General features: G+C 59.3%; 23 protein-coding genes and 1 pseudogene. 14 read left to right on the forward strand and 10 right to left on the reverse strand.

The annotated features are described in order from the left end of the window. The first annotated feature begins 1 nt into the window (after position 1). Positions 2-736 carry an alanyl-tRNA editing protein gene (locus tag JFT66_RS03410; protein ID WP_034120690.1) on the forward strand — a complete coding sequence of 245 codons (735 nt, stop codon included), beginning with the start codon at positions 2-4 and terminating at the stop codon, positions 734-736. A 66-nt stretch (positions 737-802) separates the two neighbouring features. On the opposite strand, the gene prpD is transcribed toward JFT66_RS03410, so the two are convergent. The 6 genes from prpD to JFT66_RS03440 all read right to left on the reverse strand — a co-directional run bounded on the left by prpD (position 803) and on the right by JFT66_RS03440 (position 9,268). Further along, positions 803-2,287, reverse strand: a complete 1,485-nt coding sequence (gene prpD, locus JFT66_RS03415; RefSeq protein WP_198858749.1) for a 2-methylcitrate dehydratase — start codon at positions 2,285-2,287, stop codon at positions 803-805. A gap of 125 nt (positions 2,288-2,412) precedes the next feature. After that, positions 2,413-3,603 (reverse strand): 2-methylaconitate cis-trans isomerase PrpF, encoded by a 1,191-nt coding sequence (prpF, locus tag JFT66_RS03420; RefSeq protein WP_198858750.1) that lies wholly within the window; start codon positions 3,601-3,603, stop codon positions 2,413-2,415. Between the two features lie 11 nt (positions 3,604-3,614). Then, on the reverse strand, positions 3,615-6,209 hold the full coding sequence (gene acnD / locus JFT66_RS03425) for a Fe/S-dependent 2-methylisocitrate dehydratase AcnD (protein WP_198858751.1): 2,595 nt from the start codon (positions 6,207-6,209) through the stop codon (positions 3,615-3,617). A gap of 200 nt (positions 6,210-6,409) precedes the next feature. Then, positions 6,410-7,537 (reverse strand): bifunctional 2-methylcitrate synthase/citrate synthase, encoded by a 1,128-nt coding sequence (gene prpC, locus JFT66_RS03430; protein ID WP_153838185.1) that lies wholly within the window; start codon positions 7,535-7,537, stop codon positions 6,410-6,412. A 130-nt stretch (positions 7,538-7,667) separates the two neighbouring features. Beyond that, complete coding sequence (prpB, locus tag JFT66_RS03435) at positions 7,668-8,558, reverse strand: methylisocitrate lyase (RefSeq protein WP_034120695.1); 891 nt, start codon at positions 8,556-8,558, stop codon at positions 7,668-7,670. Further along, positions 8,555-9,268, reverse strand: a complete 714-nt coding sequence (locus JFT66_RS03440; protein ID WP_034120696.1) for a GntR family transcriptional regulator — start codon at positions 9,266-9,268, stop codon at positions 8,555-8,557. The genes prpB and JFT66_RS03440 overlap by 4 nt, the downstream gene beginning before the upstream one ends. A 271-nt stretch (positions 9,269-9,539) precedes the next feature. Between JFT66_RS03440 and rloA the strand changes: the two genes are divergently transcribed. From rloA to pabB, 4 genes are all read left to right on the forward strand, one after another. Further along, positions 9,540-10,076 (forward strand): retropepsin-like aspartic peptidase RloA, encoded by a 537-nt coding sequence (gene rloA, locus JFT66_RS03445; RefSeq protein WP_034120697.1) that lies wholly within the window; start codon positions 9,540-9,542, stop codon positions 10,074-10,076. 5 nt (positions 10,077-10,081) lie between these two features. Further along, entirely contained in the window at positions 10,082-11,614 is a 1,533-nt protein-coding gene (gene rloB / locus JFT66_RS03450) for an osmotic stress tolerance membrane protein RloB (protein ID WP_034120698.1), read from the forward strand. Then, complete coding sequence (locus JFT66_RS03455) at positions 11,614-12,600, forward strand: alpha-L-glutamate ligase-like protein (protein ID WP_003193326.1); 987 nt, start codon at positions 11,614-11,616, stop codon at positions 12,598-12,600. The genes rloB and JFT66_RS03455 overlap by 1 nt, the downstream gene beginning before the upstream one ends. Before the next feature lie 100 nt (positions 12,601-12,700). Further along, on the forward strand, positions 12,701-14,044 hold the full coding sequence (gene pabB, locus JFT66_RS03460) for an aminodeoxychorismate synthase component I (protein WP_198858752.1): 1,344 nt from the start codon (positions 12,701-12,703) through the stop codon (positions 14,042-14,044). 138 nt (positions 14,045-14,182) lie between these two features. On the opposite strand, the gene thrH is transcribed toward pabB, so the two are convergent. Further along, positions 14,183-14,800 carry a bifunctional phosphoserine phosphatase/homoserine phosphotransferase ThrH gene (gene thrH, locus JFT66_RS03465; protein WP_034120700.1) on the reverse strand — a complete coding sequence of 206 codons (618 nt, stop codon included), beginning with the start codon at positions 14,798-14,800 and terminating at the stop codon, positions 14,183-14,185. Between the two features lie 152 nt (positions 14,801-14,952). On the opposite strand from thrH, the gene JFT66_RS03470 reads away from it, so the two are divergent. The 3 genes from JFT66_RS03470 (at position 14,953) to JFT66_RS03480 (ending at position 18,434) form a co-directional block, all read left to right on the forward strand. Beyond that, positions 14,953-15,687, forward strand: a complete 735-nt coding sequence (locus JFT66_RS03470; protein ID WP_005790417.1) for a phosphoadenylyl-sulfate reductase — start codon at positions 14,953-14,955, stop codon at positions 15,685-15,687. Positions 15,688-16,162: 475 nt separating this feature from the next. Next, positions 16,163-17,692: an NCS1 family nucleobase:cation symporter-1 gene (locus tag JFT66_RS03475; RefSeq protein WP_153838188.1), complete on the forward strand. Its 1,530-nt coding sequence runs from the start codon at positions 16,163-16,165 to the stop codon at positions 17,690-17,692. A 13-nt stretch (positions 17,693-17,705) separates the two neighbouring features. Then, positions 17,706-18,434, forward strand: a complete 729-nt coding sequence (locus JFT66_RS03480; protein ID WP_198858753.1) for an aspartate/glutamate racemase family protein — start codon at positions 17,706-17,708, stop codon at positions 18,432-18,434. Positions 18,435-18,439: 5 nt separating this feature from the next. On the opposite strand, the gene JFT66_RS03485 is transcribed toward JFT66_RS03480, so the two are convergent. Further along, positions 18,440-19,363, reverse strand: a complete 924-nt coding sequence (locus JFT66_RS03485) for a LysR family transcriptional regulator (RefSeq protein ID WP_034120703.1) — start codon at positions 19,361-19,363, stop codon at positions 18,440-18,442. Positions 19,364-19,469: 106 nt separating this feature from the next. On the opposite strand from JFT66_RS03485, the gene JFT66_RS03490 reads away from it, so the two are divergent. Beyond that, on the forward strand, positions 19,470-20,216 hold the full coding sequence (locus JFT66_RS03490) for a 3-oxoacyl-ACP reductase family protein (RefSeq protein WP_034120705.1): 747 nt from the start codon (positions 19,470-19,472) through the stop codon (positions 20,214-20,216). Between the two features lie 143 nt (positions 20,217-20,359). Here the strand turns inward: JFT66_RS03490 and JFT66_RS03495 are convergent, their stop codons facing one another. Continuing rightward, the gene (locus JFT66_RS03495; protein ID WP_153872694.1) at positions 20,360-21,046 is read right to left on the reverse strand and encodes an HAD-IA family hydrolase; all 687 of its coding nucleotides are present in this window, start codon (positions 21,044-21,046) and stop codon (positions 20,360-20,362) included. 109 nt (positions 21,047-21,155) lie between these two features. On the opposite strand from JFT66_RS03495, the gene JFT66_RS03500 reads away from it, so the two are divergent. The 4 genes and pseudogenes from JFT66_RS03500 (at position 21,156) to JFT66_RS03515 (ending at position 23,448) form a co-directional block, all read left to right on the forward strand. Next, complete coding sequence (locus JFT66_RS03500; protein WP_034120708.1) at positions 21,156-21,539, forward strand: DUF2784 domain-containing protein; 384 nt, start codon at positions 21,156-21,158, stop codon at positions 21,537-21,539. Positions 21,540-21,548: 9 nt separating this feature from the next. Next, complete coding sequence (locus JFT66_RS03505) at positions 21,549-21,902, forward strand: gamma-glutamylcyclotransferase family protein (protein WP_034120709.1); 354 nt, start codon at positions 21,549-21,551, stop codon at positions 21,900-21,902. A gap of 99 nt (positions 21,903-22,001) precedes the next feature. Next, positions 22,002-22,337, forward strand: coding sequence for a hypothetical protein (locus JFT66_RS03510; protein ID WP_034120710.1), 336 nt, complete (start codon positions 22,002-22,004; stop codon positions 22,335-22,337). A gap of 70 nt (positions 22,338-22,407) precedes the next feature. Next, positions 22,408-23,448 (forward strand): annotated as a pseudogene (locus tag JFT66_RS03515) (EamA family transporter). A gap of 178 nt (positions 23,449-23,626) precedes the next feature. Here the strand turns inward: JFT66_RS03515 and JFT66_RS03520 are convergent. Next, positions 23,627-25,162: a sensor domain-containing diguanylate cyclase gene (locus JFT66_RS03520; protein ID WP_034120712.1), complete on the reverse strand. Its 1,536-nt coding sequence runs from the start codon at positions 25,160-25,162 to the stop codon at positions 23,627-23,629. 834 nt (positions 25,163-25,996) lie between these two features. On the opposite strand from JFT66_RS03520, the gene JFT66_RS03525 reads away from it, so the two are divergent. Then, entirely contained in the window at positions 25,997-26,212 is a 216-nt protein-coding gene (locus JFT66_RS03525) for a hypothetical protein (protein WP_198858754.1), read from the forward strand. The last annotated feature ends 513 nt before the right edge of the window (positions 26,213-26,725 follow it).

Genomic DNA, 26,725 nt, shown 5'->3' on the forward strand with positions numbered 1-26,725 from the left:
CATGTCCGTGCATACCATGGAAACCCTGGCGCTGTTCGACAGCGCGCCCTACCAGAACGCATTCAGCGCCCGGGTGATTGCCGTCAGCGAACACGGCATCGCCCTGGAGCACACGCTGTTCTACCCCACCGGTGGCGGGCAACCGGGCGATACCGGCCATCTCACCCTGGCCGATGGCACGCGGGTCGAGGTGACGGGAACCGTGCGCGACCCGGTGTTGCGCTCGATCATCTGGCACCAGGTAGAGCATTGCCCCGCCCCATTGACCGCCGGCGTCCAGGTCGACGCGGGGCTGGATTGGGAGCGGCGCTACCAGCACATGAAGATGCACACTTGCCTGCACTTGTTGTGCTCGCTCATCGACGCGCCCGTGACCGGTTGCAGCATCAGCGCGGACAAAGGCCGCCTGGATTTCGACCTGCCGGAAATGACCCTGGACAAAGACAGCCTCACCCGCGAGCTCAACGCCCTGATCGAGCAGGCCCACACGGTGAAGACCCTGTCGATGCCCGCCACCGAGTACGCGACCCTGCTGCAGATCACTCGCACCCAGGCAGTCGCGCCACCGGTGATCTCGGGCTCGGTGAGGGTGATTGAAATCCCCGGCATCGATATCCAGCCATGTGGCGGTACCCATGTGCTCAACACTGAGGAAATCGGCCGGGTGTTCTGCGAGAAGATCGAGAAGAAGAGCAAGCACAACCGCAGGGTGATCCTGCGGTTTGAACAAGCTTGAATCTGACCCGATAGTTGCCCAAGTGGAGGGCAAGCCCCCTCCCACATTTTGGTATTGCGTTGCCCACTAGATCACGAACAGATCCATGAAACGGTTTACAGGCATCGCCTCCAGCCGCGCCTGATCCTTGCACAACGCAAAAATCTCAGCACTGCGCTGCGCAGTGAACCGCGTGGTCAGGTTGGCCTTGAACTTGTCCTCCAGCAACGGGATACCGTCCGCTCGACGGCGGCGATGGCCAATCGGGTATTCCACTGCCACCTGCTCGGTGCAGGTGCCGTCCGTAAAGAACACCTGCACCGCATTGGCAATGGAGCGTTTGTCGGCCTCCAGGTATTCGCGGCTGTAGCGCGGGTCTTCGACGATGACCATCTTGTTGCGCAACTCATCGATGATCGGGTGGGCTGCGTGGAAGTCATCTTCGTACTGCTCGGCCACCAGGTTGCCGAACGCCAGGGGCACTGCGGTCATGTATTGCAGGCAGTGGTCGCGGTCGGCGGCGTTGGCCAGTTGGCCGACCTTGGAAATGATGCGAATCGCCGACTCGTGGGTGGTGATCACGATACGCTCGATCTCGTGCAGGCGATGCTTGACCTGTGGGTGCAAAGTCACTGCCGCTTCACAGGCGGTTTGCGCGTGGAATTCGGCAGGGAAGCTGATCTTGAACAGCACGTTCTCCATCACGTAGGTGCCGTAGGGTTGGGACAGGCTGAAAGCGCGCTTGTCTTCAGGCTTGAGCGCCAGGTCCTTGTTGGTGTGGCTGAACAGCACGTCGTAGAAGCCCCACTGCGGCGCACTCAGCACACCGGGGATGCCCATTTCGCCACGCAGGGCGATATCCGCCAGGCGCACGCCGCGGCTCGATGCGTCTCCCGCGGCCCAGGATTTGCGCGAGCCGGCATTCGGCGCATGGCGATAGGTGCGCAACGCCTGCCCGTCGACAAAGGCGTGGGACAGTGCCGATAGCAACTGTTCACGGTTGGCGCCCATCAGCTTGGCGGTGACGGCCGTGGAGGCGACTTTCACCAGCAGCACATGGTCGAGGCCGACGCGGTTGAAGGAGTTTTCCAGGGCAATCACGCCCTGGATTTCGTGGGCCATGATCATCGCTTCCACCACCGCACGCAGGGTCAACGGCGCGTCGCCATTGGCCACGCGTTTCTGTGAAAGGTGATCGGCCACGGCGAGGATACCGCCGAGGTTGTCCGAAGGGTGGCCCCATTCAGCAGCAAGCCAAGTGTCGTTGTAGTCGAGCCAGCGCACGATGCAACCGATGTCCCAGGCGGCCTTGACCGGGTCCAAGCGAAACGAAGTGCCCGGCACTCGTGCACCGAACGGCACCACCGTGCCCTCCACCATCGGCCCCAGGTGCTTGGTGCACTCGGGGAAACGCAGGGCCAGCAGGCCACATCCGAGGGTATCCATCAGGCAATTGCGGGCGGTGTCCAGTGCATCCCGGGAGTCGATGCGGTAGTTGAGGACATAGTCGGCGATGTCCTGCAAAACCTGATCGTAGTCGGGGCGGTTGTTCTGGTCGACATTGGCGCTCATGGCAGTTCTCCAAAAATGGGTGGGGTCAATCCTCGGGCTAACGGTTACTGGAAGCAGATCTTGGATGCCTGCCTTTTGGAATAGAGATCCCCTGTGGGAGGGGGCTTGCTCCCTCCCACATAAAGCTAAAAAGCGTCACCGGGGACGCGTACGAAACCTTCCATCAGCACCCGCGCACTGCGGCTCATGATGGCTTTCTTCACCACCCATTCGCCGTCTACCTGGCTGGCCTCGGCACCGACGCGCAAGGTGCCGGAGGGATGCCCGAAGCGCACGGCATTACGCTCGATACCGCCCGCCGCCAGGTTGACCAACGTGCCGGAAATCGCCGCCGCCGTGCCAATCGCCACCGCCGCCGTGCCCATCATCGCGTGGTGCAGCTTGCCCATCGAAAGGGCGCGCACCAGCAGGTCCACGTCGCCAGCCTTGATCGCCTTGCCGCTCGACGCCACGTAATCCGCAGGCTTGGCCACGAATGCCAGCTTGGGCGTGTGCTGGCGTTGCGCGGCTTCGTCCAGATGCTTGATCAGGCCCATGCGCAACGCGCCATACGCCCGTACCGTCTCGAACATCGCCAAGGCCTTGGGGTCGCTGTTGATCGCGCCTTGCAGCTCAGTGCCGGTATAGCCGAGGTCTTCGGCATTGATGAAAATCGTTGGAATACCAGCATTGATCAACGTGGCCTTGAAGGTGCCGACGCCGGGCACTTCGAGGTCGTCGACCAGATTGCCGGTGGGGAACATCGAGCCACCGCCGCCCTCTTCTTCCGCTGCCGGGTCCATGAATTCCAACTGCACCTCGGCGGCCGGGAAGGTGACGCCGTCCAGTTCAAAGTCGCCGGTTTCCTGCACCGCACCGTCGGTGATCGGCACGTGGGCGATGATGGTCTTGCCGATATTGGCCTGCCACACCCGCACCACGGCCACGCCGTTGTGGGGCACGCGAGCCGGATCGACCAACCCCGCGCTGATGGCGAAAGCGCCCACCGCCGCCGACAGGTTGCCGCAGTTGCCGCTCCAATCCACAAACGGCTTGTCGATGGAGATCTGGCCGAACAGGTAGTCCACGTCGTGATCGGCGCGAATGCTTTTGGCAAGGATCACGGTTTTGCTGGTGCTCGAGGTGGCCCCGCCCATGCCGTCGATCTGCTTGTCGTAGGGGTCGGGGCTGCCGATCACCCGCAACAACAAGGCATCGCGGGCAGCCCCCGGGGCCTGCGCCGCTGCGGGCAGGTCCTTGAGGCTGAAAAACACGCCCTTGCTGGTGCCGCCACGCATGTAGGTGGCGGGGATCTTGATTTGCGCTACGTGTGCCATGGTGATCCTCTTCAGGCAGTTGCCGCCGATTCCAGGAAGTCCTGGGCGAAACGTTGCAACACGCCGCCCGCCTCATAGATCGACACTTCTTCGGCGGTATCCAGGCGGCAAGTCACCGGCACGTCGACACGTTCGCCATTCTTGCGGTTGATCACCAGGGTCAGTTGCGCCCGCGGTGTGCGTTCACCCACCACATCATAGGTTTCACTGCCGTCGATCTGCAGGGTGTGGCGGTCGGTGCCCGGCAGGAACTCCAGGGGCAACACGCCCATGCCCACCAGGTTGGTGCGGTGGATGCGCTCAAAGCCTTCGGCGGCAATCGCTTCCACACCGGCCAGGCGTACGCCCTTGGCGGCCCAGTCGCGGGACGAGCCCTGGCCGTAGTCGGCGCCTGCGATGATGATCAGCGGCTGCTTGCGTTCCATGTAGGTCTCGATGGCTTCCCACATCCGCGTGACCTTACCTTCCGGCTCGATACGCGCCAGGGAACCCTGCTTGACCTTGCCGTTTTCCTGCACCATTTCGTTGAACAGTTTCGGGTTGGCGAAGGTAGCGCGCTGCGCAGTCAAATGATCACCCCTATGAGTCGCGTAGGAGTTGAAGTCGACTTCCGGCAAGCCCATTTTCGCAAGGTATTCACCGGCGGCGCTGTCGAGCATGATCGCGTTGGACGGCGACAGGTGGTCGGTGGTGATGTTGTCTGGCAGCACCGCCAGCGGGCGCATGCCCTTGAGCGGCCGGGCGCCGGCCAGCGCGCCTTCCCAATACGGTGGGCGGCGGATATAGGTGCTCTGCGGGCGCCAGTCGTACAGCGGGGTGACTTTGGGGCCGGTATCTTCGTGGATAGCGAACATCGGAATGTACACCGCGCGGAACTGCTCGGGCTTGACCGATGCCTTGACCACCGCGTCGATCTCTTCGTCGCTCGGCCAGATATCTTGCAGGCGGATTTCCTTGCCGTCGGCGTCCAGGCCGAGCACGTCCTTCTCGATATCGAAACGGATGGTGCCGGCAATCGCATAGGCCACCACCAACGGCGGCGACGCCAGGAACGCTTGCTTGGCGTACGGGTGAATCCGCCCGTCGAAGTTGCGGTTGCCCGACAAAACGGCGGTGGCGTACAGGTCGCGGTCGATGATTTCCTGCTGGATCACCGGGTCGAGCGCGCCGGACATGCCGTTGCAGGTGGTGCAGGCAAACGCCACCACGCCGAAACCGAGTTTTTCCAGCTCATGGCCCAGGCCGGCTTCCTCCAGGTACATGGCCACGGTTTTCGAGCCCGGCGCCAGGGACGACTTGACCCACGGTTTGCGGGTCAGCCCGAGCTTGTTGGCGTTGCGCGCCAACAGGCCGGCGGCAATCACGTTGCGCGGGTTGCTGGTGTTGGTGCAACTGGTGATGGCGGCGATGATCACCGCGCCGTCGGGCATTTGCCCGGGCACTTCGTCCCACTGACCAGAGATGCCTTTTGAGGCCAGATCGCGAGTCGCCACACGGGCGTGCGGATTGCTCGGGCCGGCCATGTTGCGCACGACGCTGGACAGGTCAAAGGTCAGGCCGCGCTCGTATTGCGCGCCCTTGAGGTCATCGGCCCACAGGCCGGTGTGGCGGGCGTACTGCTCCACCAGGGCGACTTGCTCGTCTTCACGGCCGGTCAGTTTCAGGTAGGCGATGGTCTGCTGGTCGATATAGAACATCGCCGCCGTGGCACCGTATTCAGGGGCCATGTTGGAGATGGTCGCACGGTCGCCCAGGGTCAGTGCCGAAGCGCCTTCGCCAAAGAACTCCAGCCAGGCGCCGACCACTTTCTGCTGGCGCAGGAACTCGGTGAGCGCCAGCACCATATCGGTGGCGGTGATGCCCGGTTGCAGGTTGCCGGTCAGTTCCACACCGACGCTTTCCGGCAGGCGCATCCACGAGGCACGGCCGAGCATCACGCTTTCGGCTTCCAGGCCGCCGACGCCGATGGCGATCACGCCCAGGGCATCCACATGCGGGGTGTGACTGTCGGTACCGACGCAGGTATCCGGGAACGCCACACCGTCGCGCACCTGAATCACCGGGGACATTTTCTCCAGGTTGATCTGGTGCATGATGCCGTTGCCCGGTGGGATCACATCGACGTTCTTGAAGGCCTTTTTGGTCCACTCGATAAAGTGGAAACGGTCTTCGTTGCGACGGTCTTCGATAGCGCGGTTTTTCTCGAACGCCTGCGGGTCGAAACCACCGGCTTCGACGGCCAGCGAGTGGTCGACGATCAGTTGGGTCGGCACCACCGGATTGACCTGGGCCGGGTCGCCGCCTTGCAGGGCGATGGCATCGCGCAGGCCGGCAAGATCAACCAGGGCGGTCTGGCCGAGGATGTCATGGCACACCACGCGGGCCGGGAACCAGGGAAAATCGAGGTCGCGCTTGCGTTCGATCAATTGGCTCAGGGACGCGTTGAGCGTGGCCGGGTCGCAACGGCGCACCAGGTTCTCGGCGAGCACGCGTGAAGTGTAGGGCAAGGTGGCGTAGGCGCCGGGGGTGATTGCTTCGACTGCCGCACGGGCGTCGAAGAAATCCAGGCGGCTGCCGGGGAGCGGTTTGCGAAATTCAGTGTTCATCGTCAGGACTCGGTCACGGTAGTTACAAAAGGAAGAACCAGTGCTGATCCAAGGTGGAATGCGATCAAAATGTGGGAGCGGGCTTGCTCGCGAACGCGGTGGAACAGCCGCCAGATGTGTTGAATGACACACTGCTTTCGCGAGCAAGCCCGCTCCCTCATTTGATTCGGTTACACCTTCAAAATCGCCGGCCTTCCCACTCAGCGACGTTCGATTGGCACGAACTTGCGCTGCTCAACGCCGATGTATTCGGCGCTTGGACGGATGATGCGGTTGTTGGCGCGCTGCTCGAATACATGCGCGGCCCAGCCAGTCAGGCGTGAGCACACGAAGATCGGTGTGAACAACTTGGTCGGGATGCCCATGAAGTGGTACGCCGAGGCATGGTAGAAGTCGGCGTTGGGGAACAGTTTCTTCTGTTCCCACATCGTCTTGTCGATGGCTTCGGACACCGGGAACAACACCGTGTCGCCCACTTCGTCAGCGAGTTTTTTCGACCAGCCCTTGATCACTTCATTACGCGGGTCGCTGTCTTTATAGATCGCGTGGCCAAAGCCCATGATCTTGTCTTTGCGCGCCAACATGCCGAGGGTGCCTTCAACCGCTTCTTCAGCCGAGGAGAAACGCTCAATCATTTCCATCGCTGCTTCGTTGGCACCACCGTGCAGCGGGCCGCGCAGGGAGCCGATGGCGGCGGTGACGCAGGAATACAGGTCGGACAAGGTCGAGGCACACACCCGCGCGGTGAAGGTCGAGGCGTTGAATTCGTGCTCGGCGTAGAGGATCAACGACACGTTCATGACCTTGACGTGCAAGTCACTGGGCTTCTTGCCATGCAGCAGGTGCAGGAAGTGGCCGCCAATGGAAGGCTCGTCGGTCACGCAATCGATGCGCTTGCCGTCGTGGCTGAAGCGGTACCAGTAGCACATGATCGCCGGGAACGCGGCGAGCAGGCGGTCGGTGACATCGCGCTGCACGCTGAAGTCTTTTTCCGGCTCGATATTGCCCAGGAACGAGCAACCAGTACGCATCACGTCCATCGGGTGGGCGTCGGCGGGGATACGCTCAAGTACTTCTTTCAGTGCCTGGGGCAAATCACGCAGTTTGCTCAGCTTGGCACTGTAGGCAGCCAGTTCGGCCTTGGTCGGCAGCTCGCCGTAGAGCAGCAGGTAGGCGACCTCTTCAAACTGCGCATCGGCGGCAAGTTCGCGCACGTCGTAGCCGCGATAGGTCAGGCCAGCCCCGGCCTGGCCCACGGTGGACAGCGCCGTCTGCCCGGCTACCTGGCCACGCAGGCCGGCGCCACTCAATACTTTTGCTTCAGCCATGTTCGTTCTCCAATCTTGAATTTATTAGGGAGGCGCCTGTGGGAGCGGGCTTGCTCGCGAAGGCGTCGTGTCAGTCGCTGACTATCTGACTGAACCACCGCATTCGCGAGCAAGCCCGCTCCCACAGGGTCTATTTTTTCGCGGCAAACAGCGCGTCGAGCTTCTGCTCGAAGGTGTGGTAGTCGATGCGATCGTAAAGCTCCATGCGGGTTTGCATGGTGTCGATCACGTTCTGTTGGGTGCCGTCGCGACGGATTGCGGTGTAGACGTTCTCGGCGGCCTTGTTCATGGCGCGGAAGGCCGAGAGCGGGTACAGCACGATGGAAACATCGGCAGATTTCAACTGTTCGGTGGTATACAGCGGGGTCGCGCCAAACTCGGTAATGTTAGCCAGGATCGGCGCCTTTACCCGGGAGGCGAACAGCTTGTACATCTCAAGCTCGGTGATGGCTTCCGGGAACACCATGTCGGCACCGGCTTCGATACACGCGGCGGCACGCTCAAGGGCGGACTCCAGGCCCTCGACAGCCAGGGCGTCGGTACGCGCCATGATCACGAAGCTGTCATCGGTGCGCGCATCCACGGCGGCCTTGATGCGGTCGACCATTTCCTGCTGGGACACGATTTCTTTGTTGGGGCGATGCCCGCAGCGCTTGGCGCCGACCTGGTCTTCGATATGGATAGCGGCGGCGCCGAACTTGATCATCGACTTGACGGTGCGCGCCACGTTGAACGCCGAGGAGCCGAAACCGGTGTCCACGTCCACCAGCAACGGCAGGTCGCACACGTCGGTGATACGGCGCACGTCGGTGAGTACGTCATCCAGGCCGGTGATACCCAAATCCGGCACGCCGAGGGAACCCGCCGCTACGCCGCCACCTGACAGATAAATCGCCTTGAAACCGGCGCGCTTGGCCAGCAGGGCATGGTTGGCGTTGATCGCGCCCACCACTTGCAAGGGCTGTTCGCTGGCGACTGCGTCACGGAAACGCTGGCCGGGAGTGCTGTTGTTGGAACTCATGACTCACCTCGTGATGAAGGAGCACCGTCCGGGAAGTGACGGGCGATGTTGCGTTTGGATGCACCGATATGCCGGCGCATCAACAGTTCGGCCAGTTCACCGTCGCGATCGGCAATCGCATCAAGAATGCGGTGATGCTCGGCAAAGGCCTGGCGTGGACGATTGGGGGTGGCGGAAAACTGGATGCGATACATACGCACCAATTGGTACAGCTCGCCGCAAAGCATCTGGGTCAGGGTGCGGTTACCGGCGCCCTGGATAATCCGGTAATGAAAGTCGAAGTCGCCTTCCTGCTGGTAATAGCCGACACCGGCCTGGAACGCCGCATCCCGTTCATGGGTGTGCAATACCTGGCGCAGCTCTTCGATTTCCGCATCGGTCATGCGTTCGGCTGCCAGGCGGCAGGCCATGCCTTCCAGGGACTCGCGGATTTCATAGAGCTCAATCAGCTCTGCGTGGCTCAAGGACACCACCCGCGCGCCGACGTGGGGCACGCGCACCAGCAGGCGCTGGCCTTCCAGGCGGTGGATCGCTTCGCGCAGCGGGCCACGGCTGATGCCGTAGGTACGCGCCAGCTCCGGCTCGGAGATCTTGCTGCCGGGGGCGATCTCGCCTTTGACGATGGCGGCCTGGATACGCCGGAAGACGTTCTCGGACATCGTTTGGGATTCGTCTGACGCTGCTATCGGAACTTCCGACTGACCGAGCATATTGTCGACACCTTTAAAAGCAATGTCGCAAAAACTAGCCAATCACCCCGCATTAGTCAAAGAATAAATGAACATTGTCGACAATCGTCTAATACGCTTTGTTAATGACCACCAGGCATGGCCGCCTGCCAGCGCTGGCGCCAAAAAAGCATCATGTTAGAATGCCCGGCGTATTTGCCTGACATCTCTGGATGAAACGGCGCACGAGGGAGTTTGCGCAGCAATGCCAGTCGCCTTGAATTGAACATCGCACGGCACCGCCTCAGGATTTATGAGACTCAAGCCCTTCCCCCTGCTTTTCTGCCTACTGTTGATACCGAGCCTTGGCATCGCCGCCGAGAAAACGGTGTATGGCCTCAATGAATACGCCAAGCTTGCGGGTATCGACCTGGAAGTCGCGGCCAAACTCGACACCGGCGCCAAGACCGCTTCGCTGAGTGCCCGCGATATCAAGCGCTTCAAGCGCAACGGCGAATCCTGGGTGCGCTTCTACCTGGCCATCGACACCGCCCACTCCCACCCCATCGAACGCCCCCTGGCCCGCGTCAGCAAGATCAAGCGCCGCGCCGGTGACTACGATCCCGATGAGGACAAGAACTACACCGCCCGTCCGGTGATTGCCCTGGATATCTGCATGGGCACTGCTTTACGCAGCATCGAAGTGAACTTGACTGACCGCAGCGCCTTCCAATACCCGCTGCTGATCGGCTCCGAAGCGCTGAAACGCTTTGATGCGCTGGTCGACCCCAGTCTTAAATATGCAGCAGGCAAACCTGCCTGCGCCGCCGACGCTCATACCGCCGAGTAAACCGAATGCGCTCTCTGACCCTGCACCTGAAAATCCTGATCACCTTGCTGGTGGTGCTGGGCATTTCAGTCACCGCCTATCAGATTTTCGTGTTGGGGATCCCCGTTACCGAGGATGCCACCGACGACTTGTGGAACATCGACGCCAAGGTCGAGTTCGTCGCCAACCCGAAAGACCCGGTCAAGATCCAGATGTTCGTGCCGCCCCTGAGCCGCGACTTCGTCAGCCTTAATGAAAGCTTTATCTCGAACAACTACGGGGTGAGCGTCAACCGCATCGACGGCAACCGCAAAGTCACCTGGTCGGCGCGCCGGGCCAAGGGCAACCAGACCCTGTATTACCGCCTGGTATTGACCAAGCGCTACAGCGGCGAGAAGGTCAAGATCAAGGGCCCGACCTTCCGCGACAGCATCGCCGTGGAAGGCCCGGAGAAGATCGCCGCCGAAGCCTTGCTGGCGCCGATCCGCCAACACTCGGCCGACGTCGAGACCTTTATCAGCGAAGCCATCAAGCGCACCAACAACCTCAACGACGACAACGTGAAACTGTTGCTGGCCGGCGACCCGTCGACGCCGCACAAGGCCAAGATCGTCGAACTGCTGCTGTCCATCGCCCATGTGCCGGTAGAGAAAGTCCACACCATCCGCCTGGTGGCCGACCAGCCGCAAACCCCGGAACTGTGGCTGCGCAGCTTCAATGGCAATGACTGGCTGTACTTCAACCCGGAAACCGGCGAACAGGGCCTGCCGGCCGACCGCCTGCTGTGGTGGACCGGCGATGAAAACCTGATCACAGTCGATGGCGGCAAGAAAGCCATGGTGACCTTCAGCCTGAACAACAGCGAGATGAACGCCATCCGCCTGGCCAAGCTGACCGACGAAAACACCGACGCCAACTTCCTCGAATACTCGCTGTACGGCCTGCCGCTGCAAACCCAGCAGACCTTCATGATCATGGTGATGATCCCGATTGGCGTGCTGGTGATCCTGATCCTGCGCAACCTGATCGGCCTGCAGACCCTGGGTACCTTTACCCCGGTGCTGATCGCCCTGGCGTTCCGCGAGACGCAACTGGGCTTCGGGATTGTGCTGTTTACGATTATCACAGCGCTCGGGTTGTCCCTCAGGTCGTACCTGGAGCACTTGAAACTGCAGATGCTGCCGAGGCTGTCGGTGGTGTTGACCTTCGTGGTAGTGCTGATTGCCGCCATCAGCCTGTTCAGCCACAAGCTGGGGCTGGAGCGGGGCTTGTCGGTGGCGCTGTTCCCGATGGTGATCCTGACCATGACCATCGAACGCCTGTCGATCACCTGGGAGGAGCGTGGCGCCAACCATGCGCTGAAAGTGGCGATTGGCACGCTGTTCGCCGCGTCCCTGGCGCACCTCATCATGAGCGTGCCGGAGCTGATCTACTTCGTGTTCACGTTCCCGGCGATCCTGTTGATCCTGGTGGGCTTCATGCTGGCCATGGGTCGTTATCGCGGCTACCGCCTCACCGAGCTGGTGCGCTTCAAGGCGTTCTTGAAGGCTGACTCCTGATGTTCGGCTTCTGGAAGACCTGGAAGGCCCTCGAAGCGCGTGGGATCATGGGCATCAACCGGCGTAACGCCGACTACGTGCTCAAGTACAACAAGCGCAGCCTGTACCCGATCGTGGATGACAAGATCATCACCAAGGAACGGGCCCTGGCGGCCGGCATCCATGTACCGGAAATGTACGGGGTGATCTCCACCGAAAAGGAAATCGACAAGCTCGACGAGATTATCGGGGGGCGCAGCGACTTCGTGATCAAGCCAGCCCAGGGTGCCGGCGGTGACGGCATTTTGGTGGTGGCCGACCGGTTTGAAGGGCGCTATCGCACAGTGTCCGGCAAGATCATCAGCCATGAAGAGATCGAGCACCAGATTTCCAGCATCCTCACCGGCCTGTACTCCCTGGGCGGCCACCGCGACCGCGCGCTGATCGAATACCGCGTGGTGCCCGACCAGATCTTCAAGAGCATCAGCTACGAAGGCGTGCCGGATATCCGCATCATCGTGCTGATGGGCTACCCGGTAATGGCCATGCTGCGCTTGCCGACCCGCCAGTCCGGCGGCAAGGCCAACCTGCACCAGGGCGCGATTGGCGTGGGCGTCGACCTGGCCACCGGCCTGACCCTGCGCGGGACCTGGCTGAACAACATCATCACCAAGCACCCTGACACCACCAATGCCGTGGATGGTGTGCAACTGCCTAATTGGGACGGTTTCATGAAGCTCGCGGCCGGCTGCTATGAGCTGTGCGGGCTGGGTTATATCGGCGTGGACATGGTGCTGGACCAGGAAAAAGGCCCGCTGATCCTTGAACTGAATGCGCGGCCGGGGCTGAACATCCAGATTGCCAATGACTGCGGCTTGACCTTGCGCACCCATGCGGTGGAAGCGCGGCTGGAAGAACTCAAGGCTGCCGGCGTGACGGAAACCCCGGAAGAACGGGTGAAGTTCGTGCAGGAGATGTTCGGGCATATTCCGCCCGTGGAAGGCTGATCCGGTCTTCGAACCGTCTATCCCCGACATCCCCTCTAGGAGCAAATCCTACAGGGGACTACAATCCCCCTCCCCGCGCCATTAGCTGATCCAACCCCGCATGTTGACCTGCTCCGTACACCCATTGCCCTACCGGGCCAACCCCGCCGAGTATTTTGCGGCGATTCGCCATGCTCCCGGCGCGGTGCTGCTCGACAGCGGCCGACCGACGGCCGAGCGTGGGCGTTACGACCTGCTCAGCGCCTGGCCCGAAGCGACCTTGACGGTAGCGCCTGACGAAAGCGGCGCTGCTTTCCTGCAACGCTTGCGCGAAAACCTCTCGCGATTGGGTGAAGCCGCAATCCCCGCTGGTTTGCAGTTGCCGTTCGCCGGAGGCTTGATCGGCTACCTGAGCTACGACTTCGGTCGGCACCTGGAGCACATGCCGCACCTGGCGGTGGATGACCTGCACCTGCCGGATGCGCGCTTCGGACTGTACGCCTGGGCGCTGATCAGTGACCACCAGGCCCAGGGCAGCCAACTGGTGTTTCATCCCACGCTGGCGGATAGCGAACGGCAACGACTGATCGCGCTGTTCAGCCATGGCGCTGTTGACACCTCTGCGACGTTCAAACTCCAAGGCCCGATGGCGCCCGACCTCACCGCAGAGGCCTACCGCCAAGCCATCGTGCGTATCCAGGACTACATCCAGGCCGGCGACTGCTACCAGGTCAACTTCGCCCAGCGCTTTCGCGCGCCATGCATGGGTGATCCCTGGGCAGCCTATTGCGCCCTGCGCGAAGCCTGCCCGACGCCATTTTCCGGGTTCCAGAGCCTGCCTGATGACGGCGCAGTGCTGAGCCTGTCGCCGGAACGCTTTGTGCGCATCAGCGAACGTCAGGTCGAGACCCGCCCGATCAAGGGCACCCGCCCTCGCGGTTTAACGCCGCAAGAGGATGCCGCCAACGCCGCCGAACTACTGGCCAGCCCCAAGGATCGCGCAGAGAACCTGATGATCGTCGACCTGCTGCGCAACGACCTCGGCCGCAGTTGCCGCATCGGCTCGGTGAAAGTGCCGGAGTTGTTCAGCCTGGAAAGCTACCCCAACGTGCATCACTTGGTGAGCAGCGTCACCGGCGTATTGGCCGACGATAAAGACGCCTTGGACCTCATCGCCGGCAGCTTCCCCGGCGGCTCCATCACCGGCGCGCCGAAGATTCGCGCCATGCAGATCATCGACGAGCTGGAGCCCACCCGCCGCGGGCTGTACTGCGGCTCGCTGGTGTACCTGGACGTGCGCGGCGAGATGGATAGCTCCATCGCGATTCGCAGTTTGCTGGTCAAGGATGGGCAAGTGTGTTGCTGGGGCGGCGGCGGGATTGTGGCAGATTCAGAGTGGCAGGCGGAGTATCAGGAGTCGCTGACGAAGGTGCGGGTGTTGTTGCAAACGTTGGAAAGTTTGTAGAGCACTCCCTTCCAGTGCTGTAGAGGCTGACTGCGCCGGCCTCATCCTCCCACATTGGACTGCGTTTATCCTGGAGGAACGCAGTCCAATGTGGGAGCGGGCTTGCCCGCGATGGGGCCACCCGCCTCGCTATATAACTTACAGAGTCAACTGCCGATTCGACGCCTTGATGAACTCCCGCTTCAACTCCTCAAACGTGTGCACCGCCGGGAACTGGGGGAACTCACGAATCACATTCTGCGGCGCATGGAACAGAATCCCACGATCAGCTTCACCCAGCATCGTGGTGTCGTTGTAGGAATCACCAGCCGCGATCACACGGTAGTAGAGGCTCTTGAACGCCAATACCGATTGGCGCTTGGGGTCTTTCTGGCGCAGTTGGTAGCTCACCACCCGATCATTCTCATCGGTAATCAGGCGGTGGCAGAGCAAGGTCGGGAAGCCCAACTGGCGCATCAGCGGCTGGGAAAATTCGTAGAAGGTGTCAGACAGGATCACCACCTGGAAGCGCTCACGCAGCCAGTTGACGAACTCGATGGCACCGTCCAGCGGCTTGAGGGTGGCGATCACTTCCTGGATATCGGCCAGCTTGAGCCCGTGCTCGTCGAGGATGCGCAGGCGCTGCTGCATCAGCACGTCGTAGTCGGGAATGTCGCGGGTGGTGGCGCGCAGGGATTCAATACCGGTTTTTTCGGCAAAGGCGATCCAGATTTCCGGAACCAGCACCCCTTCCAGGTCAAGACAGGCAATTTCCACAAGACACTCCCATATAGATGTTGTTAGTTGAGCGAGCAAAAGGACTGCCGAACTCTAGCGACTCAAGCACGCCGCCGCAACGCGGGACGGATTTTGATACCATCGCCCCCCTATAGAGCGCTCAGCGCCATTGACCTGTAGGAACCGTCCTGATGAACCAAGCCTTCGACGTCGCTGAACTCGCCGCGACTTATGCCAACAAGTCTGCCCAGGACATTCTCAAGCTGGCGTTCAGCCAGTTCGGTGATGACCTGTGGATTTCCTTCAGCGGTGCCGAGGATGTGGTGCTGGTGGACATGGCCTGGAAGCTGAACAAGAACGTCAAGGTGTTCAGCCTCGACACCGGCCGCCTGCACCCGGAGACCTACCGGTTTATCGAGCAGGTGCGTGAGTTCTACAAAATCGACATCGAACTGATCTCACCCGACCAGAGCAAGCTGGAACCCTTCGTCAAGGAAAAGGGCTTGTTCAGCTTCTATAAGGACGGCCATGGCGAATGCTGCGGCATCCGCAAGATCGAACCCTTGCGCCGCAAACTCGCGGGCGTAAGTGCCTGGGCCACCGGCCAGCGCCGCGACCAGAGCCCTGGCACCCGCAGCCAGGTGGCGGCGCTGGAAATCGATACCGCCTTCTCCACCCCGGAACGCACCCTGTACAAGTTCAACCCGCTGGCACAGATGACCAGCGAAGAGGTCTGGGGTTATATCCGCATGCTGGAACTGCCCTACAACAGCCTGCATGAGCGCGGGTTTATCAGCATTGGCTGCGAGCCCTGCACCCGCCCGGTATTGCCTAACCAGCATGAGCGTGAAGGCCGCTGGTGGTGGGAAGAAGCCACGCAGAAAGAATGCGGGCTGCATGCGGGGAATATCATCAGCAAGGCATGAAGCCCGAAAGTTGATGCGCTAAAAAGTGTGGGAGGGAGCTTGCTTCCGATAGCGGTGGGTCAGCCACAGATTTGCTGACTGATACACCGTCATCGGGGGCAAGCCCCCTCCCACACTTGTTTTGTGCATAGCTTTAAAATGTACACAACTATGTAACCATCGGTGCCATTTTTGTGTGCAACTTATAATCCAGCGCACCAAAACGTAACATCCCTCTTTGCTAGTTCCCTCCTATCTGAATCGCGCCATTCCCAATCAAAAAATAAATACCTGTTCAATCGGTCAATTTATATTTGTTTTAATTCAGTAGTTTATTTAAATATCGTGTTAAAAAGAAATTAACCTCGTTTTTTATATATCGAAAACTGGCACGCATGTGGCTTAGTGAAAAGTACGCTTTGTATACAATCAATACAAAACCTACATACACTTTTCCATCCGCCGCTTTGCTGCAGATGTGCTGGAGCCTGCCGGAATGCGTACAAGTCTCTCGAGCAATATCGCACTGGACCTGCCCTCCTCCGCCCTGACCCCCGCGGGCACAGGCCCCGGCCCACTGGTACTCAGCCCGCGCCTGCATAACAAGGACCTGGCCCCCACCAAAGTCGAAGGCAGGCGCTGGGGGCGCTACAGCATCTTTGCGTTGTGGACCAATGACGTTCACAACATCGCCAACTACTCATTCGCGATCGGCTTATATGCGTTGGGGCTGGGCGGTTGGCAGATCTTGCTGTCCCTGGGGATCGGCGCGGCGCTGGTGTACTTCTTCATGAACTTGTCGGGGTACATGGGGCAGAAGACGGGTGTGCCGTTTCCAGTGATCAGCCGAATCAGTTTCGGTATTCACGGCGCGCAGATTCCGGCGTTGATTCGCGCGGTGATTGCGATTGCCTGGTTTGGTATCCAGACCTACCTTGCATCGGTCGTTTTCCGCGTATTGCTGACCGCAATTCATCCGAGTTTTGCCGACTATGACCACAACTCGATCCTCGGTTTGTCGACCTTGGGCTGGGCGTGTTTTGTGACAATCTGGCTGGTGCAGTTAGTAATCCTCGCCTACGGCATGGAAATGGTACGTCGCTACGAAGGCTTCGCCGGGCCGGTGATTTTGCTCACTGTGGCCGCGTTGGCCGGCTGGATGTATTACCAGGCGGGCGGCGTTATCGCCTGGTCGATCCGCGAACCGCTGAGCGGCGGCGAGATGTGGCGCAATATATTTGCCGGTGGCGCACTGTGGCTGGCGATCTACGGCACCTTGATCCTCAACTTCTGTGATTTCGCCCGCTCGTCACCGTGCCGCACGACCATCAAGGTCGGCAACTTCTGGGGCCTGCCGGTGAATATCCTGGTGTTTGCCGCTATCACCGTGCTGCTGTGCGGCGGGCAGTTCCAACTCAATGGCCGGGTGATCGAAAGCCCGACCGAAATCATCGCGGCGATCCCCAACACCTTCTTCCTCGTGCTCGGCTGCCTGGCCTTCCTGATCGTCACCGTGGCGGTGAACATCATGGCCAACTTCGTCGCCCCGGCCTTTGTGCTGAGCAACCTGGCACCCAAGTACCTGAACTTCCGGCGCGCCGGGTTGATCAGCGCCTTCGTGGCGGTGCTGATTCTGCCGTGGAACCTCTACAACAGCCCGTTGGTGATCGTGTATTTCCTCTCCGGCCTGGGCGCGCTGCTGGGGCCATTGTATGGAGTGATCATGGTCGATTACTGGCTGATCCGTAAAAGCCAGGTGGATGTGCCGCAGCTGTATAGCGAAGACCCCCATGGCGTTTATTACTACAGCCGTGGGGTGAATATGCGCGCAGTGGCGGCGTTTATTCCTGCGGCGGTGATCGCCATTCTGCTGGCGCTGTTGCCGGGATTTGCCAGTGTCTCGCCGTTTTCCTGGTTGTTTGGCGCCGGTATTGCGGGGCTGCTGTACCTGCTGATCGCCAAGCGCCAACCGCACTACGCCGATGTCAGCGGCGAAAGCATTGCCGTCGATAACGTCAGTCATTAAACAAGGACATTCCATGCGCATCCTCGTGGTCAACGTCAACACCACCGAATCCATCACTGAAACCATCGCCCAGCAAGCGCGAGCCATCGCGTCACCGGGCACCGAGATAGTCGGGCTCACCCCCTACTTCGGCGCAGAATCGGTGGAGGGTAATTTTGAAAGCTACCTGGCGGCCATCGCCGTGATGGACCGGGTCATGGCCTACGATCAGCCGTTTGATGCGGTGATCCAGGCCGGCTACGGCGAACATGGCCGTGAAGGCTTGCAGGAATTGCTCAATGTGCCGGTGGTGGATATCACCGAAGCGGCAGCCAGCACCGCGATGTTCCTGGGGCATGCCTACTCGGTGGTCACCACCCTGGACCGCACGGTACCGCTGATTGAAGACCGGCTGAAACTCGCTGGCCTGTACCCGCGTTGTGCATCGGTGCGCGCCAGTGGCATGGCGGTGCTGGAGTTGGAAGAAGACCCGCCGGCTGCCATGGAGGCCATCGTGCGCCAGGCGGAACTGGCCATCCGCGACGACAAGGCTGAGGTGATTTGCCTGGGTTGCGGGGGCATGGCCGGGCTGGATGAGCAGATTCGCCAGCGCACCGGGGTGCCGGTGGTGGACGGGGTGACGGCGGCGGTGATGATCGCCGAATCGTTGGTGCGGTTGGGATTGTCGACATCCAAAGTCAGGACTTATGCGACGCCAAGGCCGAAGAAAGTCATGGGTTGGCCCGGCAAGTTCGGCCAATGAAGCCGTTAGACTGCACTGAATCTTTGTGCCAACCGCTGCTCGGCAAACTGCTCGATGATGAAATCTACAAACGCCCGGGTTTTGCCGGGTAGCAGTTTGTGTTCGGCGTAATAAATGGAAATATTACCGTCGTCGACGTACCAATCCGGCAGCACTCGCACCACCGCGCCACTGTCGAGGAACGGCACGGCCATGGGCATGCTTACCAGCGCAATACCCAAGCCTTGGGCGCTGGCGAAGCAGGCGGCTTCGGAGTCGCTCATCGTCATCTTTGGCTTGAGCATCAGCGGGCGCTGTTCGCGGTCAGCGCGGGTCAGTTGCCAGGAACGCACGCGGCCGGTTTGCGGTGAGCGGATCAGGATGCCAAGGCAGCGCGATAAATCTTCGGGCACCCGCACGGGCGCACGCTGCGCCAAGTAGTCCGGTGAGGCCACCAGTATCCGGTGCGCAGGCGTCAACTTGCGCGCCACCACGCCCTGGGGCAATTCGAAACCACCGCCAATGGCGGCATCAAACCCTTGGCCGATCAGGTCGACCTGGCGGTTATCGAAATGCCAGTCGGGGCTGATATCCGGAAAACGCCGCATGAACGCCCCCAGCAGCGGCACTACATAACGATTGCCGAATACTGTGCCCATGCTGACCTTGAGCGTGCCCACCGGCCGGCCTTCGGCGCTGGCCAGGTTGGCCACGGCGTTCTGGATGGTGGTGAGGCTGCCGCTGACCTCGTCAAGAAACAGCTTGCCGGCTTCGGTCAGGGTGAGGCGCCGGGTGCTGCGCTGGAAAAGCCGCACACCCAGGCGCCCCTCCAGCTTGGCGACGCTTTTGCCCACGGCTGCCGGGGTCAGGCTCAGGTGCCGGGCAGCCTCGGCAAAACTGCCACCCTCGGCGCTGCGCACAAAGCATTCGATACTGCCAAAGCTCTCCATACCGTCCCACTCTAAACTTTTGGTTTACACAGACTATAGCAACCACGGTCTACCGGCTCGAACGGGTGAGGTCGATACTCGGCCCATCAACTACTCGGAGATCGACATGACTACATCCAACCTCACCGGCAAAGTCGCCTTGGTCCAAGGCGGTTCCCGCGGAATCGGCGCCGCCATCGTCAAGCGCCTCGCCGCCCAAGGTGCTGCCGTCGCCTTTACTTATGTCAGTTCGGCTGCCAAGGCCGAAGCATTGCAGAACAGCGTGATCAGCGAAGGCGGCAAAGCCCTGGCGATTCATGCCGACAGCGCCGATGCCACGGCGATTCGCAATGCGGTCAACGCCACGGTGGAAGCGTTTGGGCGCCTGGATATCCTGGTCAATAACGCCGGCGTGCTGGCCGTCGCCCCGCTGGAAGACTTCACGCTGGAAGACTTCGACCAGACCCTGGCGATCAACGTGCGCAGCGTATTTATCGCCACCCAGGAAGCCGCCAAGCACATGGGCGAAGGTGGCCGCGTGATCAATATCGGCAGCACCAATGCCGAGCGCATGCCATTTGGTGGTGGCGGCCCTTACGCGATGAGCAAGGCCGCGCTGGTGGGTTTGACCAAGGGTTTGGCGCGGGATCTGGGGCCACGGGGTATCACCATCAATAACGTGCAGCCTGGGCCGGTGGATACCGATATGAACCCGGCGAACAGTGAGTTTGCCGAGAGCTTGATTGGGTTGATGGCGGTAGGCAGGTATGGGCATGTGGAGGAGATTGCCAGCTTTGTGGCGTATCTCGCTGGGCCGGAAGCCGGGTATATCACGGGTGCCAGCCTGACCATCGACGGTGGTTTCAGCGCCTGATTTTTGGGAGAACCGCAAACCAAATGTGGGAGGGGGCTTGCTCCCGATGGCGGCGGGTCAGCTATAGATAACTGAGTGATACACCGCTATCGGGAGCAAGTCGAATCGTCGCACCGCCCCTCCCACATTTTGACCTTATTGGGTCAGGACATGGGTGGCAAGCCGTAGGCCGCCAGGTCAAAGTCGGCGAGCTTGCGGATGATCTGGTCAGCATGCTGGTACTTGCTGTCAGCCATGGCTTCATCGGGCACGGCAATAGCGGTCATGTGAGCAGCCTTCGCTGCAGTCACGCCGAACGGCGAGTCTTCGAACACCAGGCAATCCTCGGGCGCGACACCCAAACGGCGCGCGGCGGTGAGGAAGATGTCCGGCGCTGGCTTGGCGGCGCCGACTTCGGGGTCGTCCGCAGTGACGATAGTGTCGAACAGACCAAACCATTCGCGGTGCAGGGTGGTCTTGTGGCCGAACGAGTTACGCGATGAACTGGTGCCCACCGCAATCGGAATATTGTGCGCCTTCAAATGCCGCACCAACGCCTCGGCGCCCGGCATGCCCAGTGCCTTGGGAAAACGCTCGCTCATCAGCGGTTCGCGAATCTCCAGAAACTCGGCAGGCGTGATCGGCAAGTCCAGCGCCTTGACCACGTAATCGGCCAGATCCTGGGCACCCCGCCCAATAATGTGCTGCTTGATCCCCCAGTCATAGGTACGGCCATAGCGCTCGGCGATGATCTGCGTGACTTCGGTGTAGATGCCTTCGGTATCCAGCAACAACCCGTCCATATCGAAAATCACGGCCTTGATCGGGACAGCGGTACGCGGTGCATTCATCACGACACAACCTTAGGGCAAGGACTAAAAGGATTCAGCACAATAACGGCCACGCTTGCCGGCAAGCAACCCTTTAGACTGTCAGCCCCCTTTTTTCGAAGTACTCATAATGCTCTACCGTTTAGCCGCCGACGGCCTCGTGCTGTTTCACCTGACGTTTATCCTGTTCGTGCTGTTCGGCGGCCTGCTCACCCTGAAGTGGCCCCGGGCGATGTGGCTGCACTTGCCCGCCGTTGCCTGGGGTATTGCGGTAGAGTTGCTGCACCTGCCCTGCCCGCTCACCCGCTGGGAAAATCTGTTTCGCCACCTGGCCGGGCAGGACGGTTATGGCGGCGGTTTTATCGAGCACTACATCCTGACGCTGATCTACCCCGCCGGGCTCACTCCGAATATTCAACTGGTGCTGGGGGCGGTGGTGGTGGTGATCAACGTCACAGTGTATGGGCTGGTTATCCGGCGCCTTCTCCGTAGACCTACTAGCCTGAACCTTTAAGGATCCCCAATGGAACACTCCACCGAATTTCCCGTGCTGCTGTTTTCCTACGGCACCCTGCAAGACAAAGCCGTACAACTCGCCAACTTCGGCCGCGAACTCCTCGGCCAGCACGACGCGATGCTGGGCTACTCCCAAAGCTGGGTAGAGATCACCGACCCCGCCGTATTGGCCACCAGCGGCAAGACCCACCACCCCATCGTCGCGCCCACCACGGAAAAGGGCTGCAGCGTTGAAGGCATGGTCTTTCAGATTACCGAACAGGAACTCGCGGCAGCCGATGCCTATGAAGTGTCGGACTACAAGCGCGTTTCGGTGGCATTGGCGTCGGGCCTGACAGCCTGGGTGTACGTGCAAGCCTGAACATGAAACCCTGGCCGATTGATTTCAATCTGCCAGCGAAGCGCTTAGAGTGTCGCCCCCCGAGAATTGAATCTCGAGATCTAGTCCATGGAGTTACACGTGAAGTACGTCAGTAAAGTAGTTGCAGCAGCCGTTCTTGGTTTCACCCTGGCAGGTTGCACCGGCACCGCCATGAAAACCCCGCAATACGACGCCAGCCAATACACCGTCATCGGCCACAGCGAAGCCAGCGCCACCGGCATCATGCTGCTGGGCATCATCCCAATCGGCCAGAACAACCGTTTCGTACGCGCCCAGAATGCAGCCATCAAGGCCAAAGGCGGCGACGCGCTGATCAATACCCAAGTGCAGGAAAAGTGGTTCTGGGCCTGGGTACTGAACGGCTACACCACCAAGATTTCCGGTGATGTGATCAAGCTGAAAAACGCGCAATAAAGTAAGCAATTGCCAGGGCACTGACCTCGGCAAGCGACGTATCATGGGCCAGCCTTCTCGAGGCTGGCCCATGAACCTCAGTATCGTTTACGCCCTCGCGGCCGCCGCCCTGTTCGGCGCCAGCACCCCGCTCGCCAAAAGCCTCGGCCTGGGCCTCTCGCCCATACTGCTCGCCGGCCTGCTCTACCTGGGCAGCGGCATTGGCCTTGCCAGCGTACGCCTGATCCGCGATCGCGGCTGGGTACCCACCGGGCTGACCCCATCGGAATGGCCCTGGCTACTCGGCGCCATCGCCTTCGGCGGCATCCTCGGTCCCGTCGCCCTCATGTTCGGCCTGACCCGCACCGCCAGCGCCACTGCCTCCCTGATGCTCAACCTTGAATCGGTACTGACCGCCGTGATCGCCTGGGTCATATTCCGAGAAAACGCAGACCGCCGCATCGTCCTCGGCATGCTTGCCATTGTGCTCGGCGGCGTAGTGTTGTCATGGACCGGCGCTGGCGGTAGCAACCAGGATTGGACCGGGCCGCTTGCCGTTGCGCTGGCTTGCTTGTGCTGAGGAATCGATAACAACCTGACGCGCAAGGTCTCTGCATCTGACGCGGTGTTTATCGCCGCAGCCAAGGGCTTGATTGCAGGGCTGGTAAATTGCAGCCTGGCGCTTTACCTCGGGGCGCAGATTCCCGGCGTGGCGCAACTGGCGCCTATCTTGCTGGTTGGGTTCCTCGGCTATGGCATCAGCCTGGTCATGTTTGTGCTGGCCTTACGCGGGCTGGGTAGCGCGCGTACCGGGGCCTACTTCTCGACCGCGCCCTTCCTCGGTGCCGCAGTAGCCTTGCTAGGCTTCGGAGAGTCCGTGACCGTGGCGTTCTGGATTGCCTCAGCGCTGATGGCTGTGGGCGTGTGGCTGCACCTGACTGAGCGGCACGCCCATGAGCATCTGCATGAGGCCACGGAACACGGGCATCGGCATGTGCATGATGAACATCATCAGCATGAGCATGGTTTTGAGTGGGATCCGAAGGTGCCCCATAGTCATGTGCATGTTCATGGTGTGATGAGGCATAGCCATGCGCATTTTCCGGATGTGCATCATCGGCATAGGCATTAATGACGAGTTTGTGCGCAAGGTGTTGGCAACACCTTACACACCACTCAGAAGTGACATGCTTGCGCCTCGAAATCGCAACTCCAATAGCTGCCAAGTCGCTCCAGGGCGGCCGAGTTACCGATGATCCGAGAGGCTACGTGCTGTTGATTAAAATGATATGCGGGGGAGCCGCGACGCTTTATGTTTCGAGGACTTCCAGCGACTGATGCTCCACTCGGTTGCGCCCCAGTTTTTTTGCGCGATACAGAAAACTATCTGATTTTTCCAGCAAATCAGTTGCTTCAATTACGCCATCCTGGTGGTTGGAAGCGACACCTGCGCTGATGGTGACAATGCCTGTCGCACTGCCCCTGTGTTCAATTTTTGCAGCCTCTATTGCTGACCGCACTTCCTCTGCGATCCCTACTGCACCTGCCAGTTCCGTCTCTGGAAGCAGGATTACAAACTCTTCCCCACCATACCGAGCAGCCAGGTCGGCCGGACGATTTATATTCTTGCCGACTAACTGTGCAATTCGCCTTAAACATTCGTCGCCGAGAACATGGCCATAATAATCGTTGTACTGCTTGAACCAATCTATATCGATAAGTATGAGCGCTACGCTATTCCCCGTGCGGCATGCTCTGGACCACTCTTGCGCCAGTGTAATGTCGAAACACCTACGGTTGGGCAACCCAGTAAGGCTATCAGTTTTAGCAATAAGTTCTAAATCACGATGCGCAAGACGCAGATCTTCTTCTGCCACCAACAAACGTTGAATTTGTCGGTAAAAGAGAAAGCCCAGACCGGTCAGCACAAAAATGATTAGCGCCACCATAATGGATGCCTGATAGACGTACGTCCACCATGTTGCAAATACTGAGTCTAACGACAATCCCGCTGCGGCGACGATCGGAAGGCCCCGTATGCGGCTGTAGGCATAGACTCGTTCTATCCCGTCCACAACGGAAGTCAGGCTTGCTGTTCCGTCGTTGCTGTTTATCAAATATCGACTAAACAGCTCCCCCTTGGCGATATTCGTCGTCATTAGCGCGTCAATCATTGGTCGGCGGGCCAACAAATCGCCGTTATTCAGCGCAAGCAGTATCACCCCTTGTTTGTCTACGTCTAAACGCTCAAAGAAACGTTGAAAATATGCGACAGGCAACGTCGCCAATACCACACCGCTGAAGCTGCCATCCGGGTATTGAGTGCGGCGGCTGACAGGGATGATCATGTCGCCAGTGGTGCGGCTCAAAATGACCTGGCCTACATGGATAGCCGAGCCAGGATGATTTTTGTGGTAAATAAAATAAGATCGATCGCTATTGTTCTTCGCGACCGCCTCTGCGGAGAACGAATTGACTACCCAGTCGCCATTCTGGTCGTAAATGAACAATCCTTGAATGCCGTCGGTTGCCTCAACGTTGTTGGCCATTACTTTGGATAAGCGAACTCTCTGTTCGGCGTCAAGTTTTTCATGTTCAACGCGTTCTGCAAGATTGCTGAGAATGCTTTCAGCCTGACGCAAGGTATCTTGAGCCTGCTGCTCGGAAGCCCGAACAATGTTATGAACAGCAATTTTGGCATTCGCCAATCGTTCATCCGCCGATTGCTTTAACTGCCAGGCAATTGCGGAAACCAACATGACACACACCAGAAAGATGAACGCTACCAGGCCCACAGAAAGAGCTTTAGGTGTTAATCGACCAGACACGAGCGTGATGGTTTTCATGGACCTCTTCATAGTGTTGGCGTGCTGAACCTTACTGTGAATTTTCTAGGTTCATCAGTATCCAGGTTGAGCGTACCCACAGCGATCAAAATACCAAGTCAATATGGGCTTAATACGCCCAACATGCACGCTATGAATCTACGCAAGATCAACGTTAAGAACCCGCCAGTTCCATGGGCCATTTTTCAGACACCAAGAACCACAAACCCCCGGTTTTCTTTAGGAAAACCAGGGGTTTGTGTTTACTTAATGTGGCGGTGAAGGAGAGATTCGAAACTACCCGCAAAGTCACTTTCATTATGCAAGTGCCCGGTTTACGAGGGCTGCAGCGATGCTCGCTCTCCAAAAAATCGGCATTCTCAGTCCCATGGTAGTCCCATGGGTTTTGCACCAAGTTAGTGCGCGAGGGTTGAGAGAGGGTAAAAAACGGCGTGCCGCCCGGTTTATGTTGAGGCATGGGAAAAAGGTAATATTGGTAATACGCTTGATAAAACAGAATAAAACCCTTTAATTTCAATAGCTTGATAGATATTTAGAAAGGTAATAATTTGGTAATTTATAGGTTAGGTCATTACCTTTTCATCGGGTAATTCCTGACAAGCTCAATCCCCAGCAAAACCGGGCACTTGGGCGAATATTACCTTTGCAATTACCCAATATTACTTCTCAGGGTAATGCGTCAAACCCAAGAAATACGCGGGCTGCGGGAGATTTAATGCCTTTCCTAACCAAAATTACCTCTTTCCCAGCCCTGGTTCCAAAATAGCCATCTATTTGGCGGGTCCTTCAGCTTGGGGCTAGTCTGAGAGACTCAGACACGATAGGAACCTTCGTATGGCGCATGAATATTCGCTCTCAGATGTGCTTGAAAGGATGTATGAAAACCAGTTGGCACTTGAAGCCGCTGTGATGGAACTCACGCTACGCCTGGAACAACAAGGCTCAGTAGAAGTAGGTGAAAACGTGCGTGGTGCCTTGGATGCAATCGGTGAGAACGCGGGGCATATCAAGCAAGGTTTGGCCCGATTGAGAAGGTCAGGCGACAGTTAAGGAATCGCGACAAATTGTGAAATGCTCCAATCTCGGCGAAACCCACACGATTCGTGGCTTATGACAGCATTCGACCTCATCGAAGGCAGCCACGGACGGCGAGAAAAAAGATCTATCTCGTTTTTGAAAACACCCGTATTCCTATATTTTTCTGTATACGGATCAATGAACCCGGGGCCTCCAGCCCTGCCCCGTCCGTGATCGTCAGCTGCACCTCTGTGCAGTCGCCCTGCACTTCTCTTCAAAACTTTGCAATCTATGAAACTGCCGGTTGCCCCTAAAGCCCCCCGGCCCGTCTGGGCTGCCGGTTCGTTTGCACTACATCTGGGTTTGCACAAAAAAAGGACGCAAACCCCGTCGGCGGGAGGGGGATAAGTGCTATTTCGCTCCCTTTTTTCTCAAGCTGCGCACTTATCCCCATCGAATCAAACCCATTGCGCGAAGCCAAGAAAATGTAGTCAGACACTCACGATAACCTGTATATATATACAGCGAAATCAAGGAGTGGAAATC

The sequence above is a fragment of the Pseudomonas sp. MF6755 genome (assembly GCF_016405635.1).
Lineage (GTDB): Bacteria > Pseudomonadota > Gammaproteobacteria > Pseudomonadales > Pseudomonadaceae > Aquipseudomonas > Aquipseudomonas haemolytica.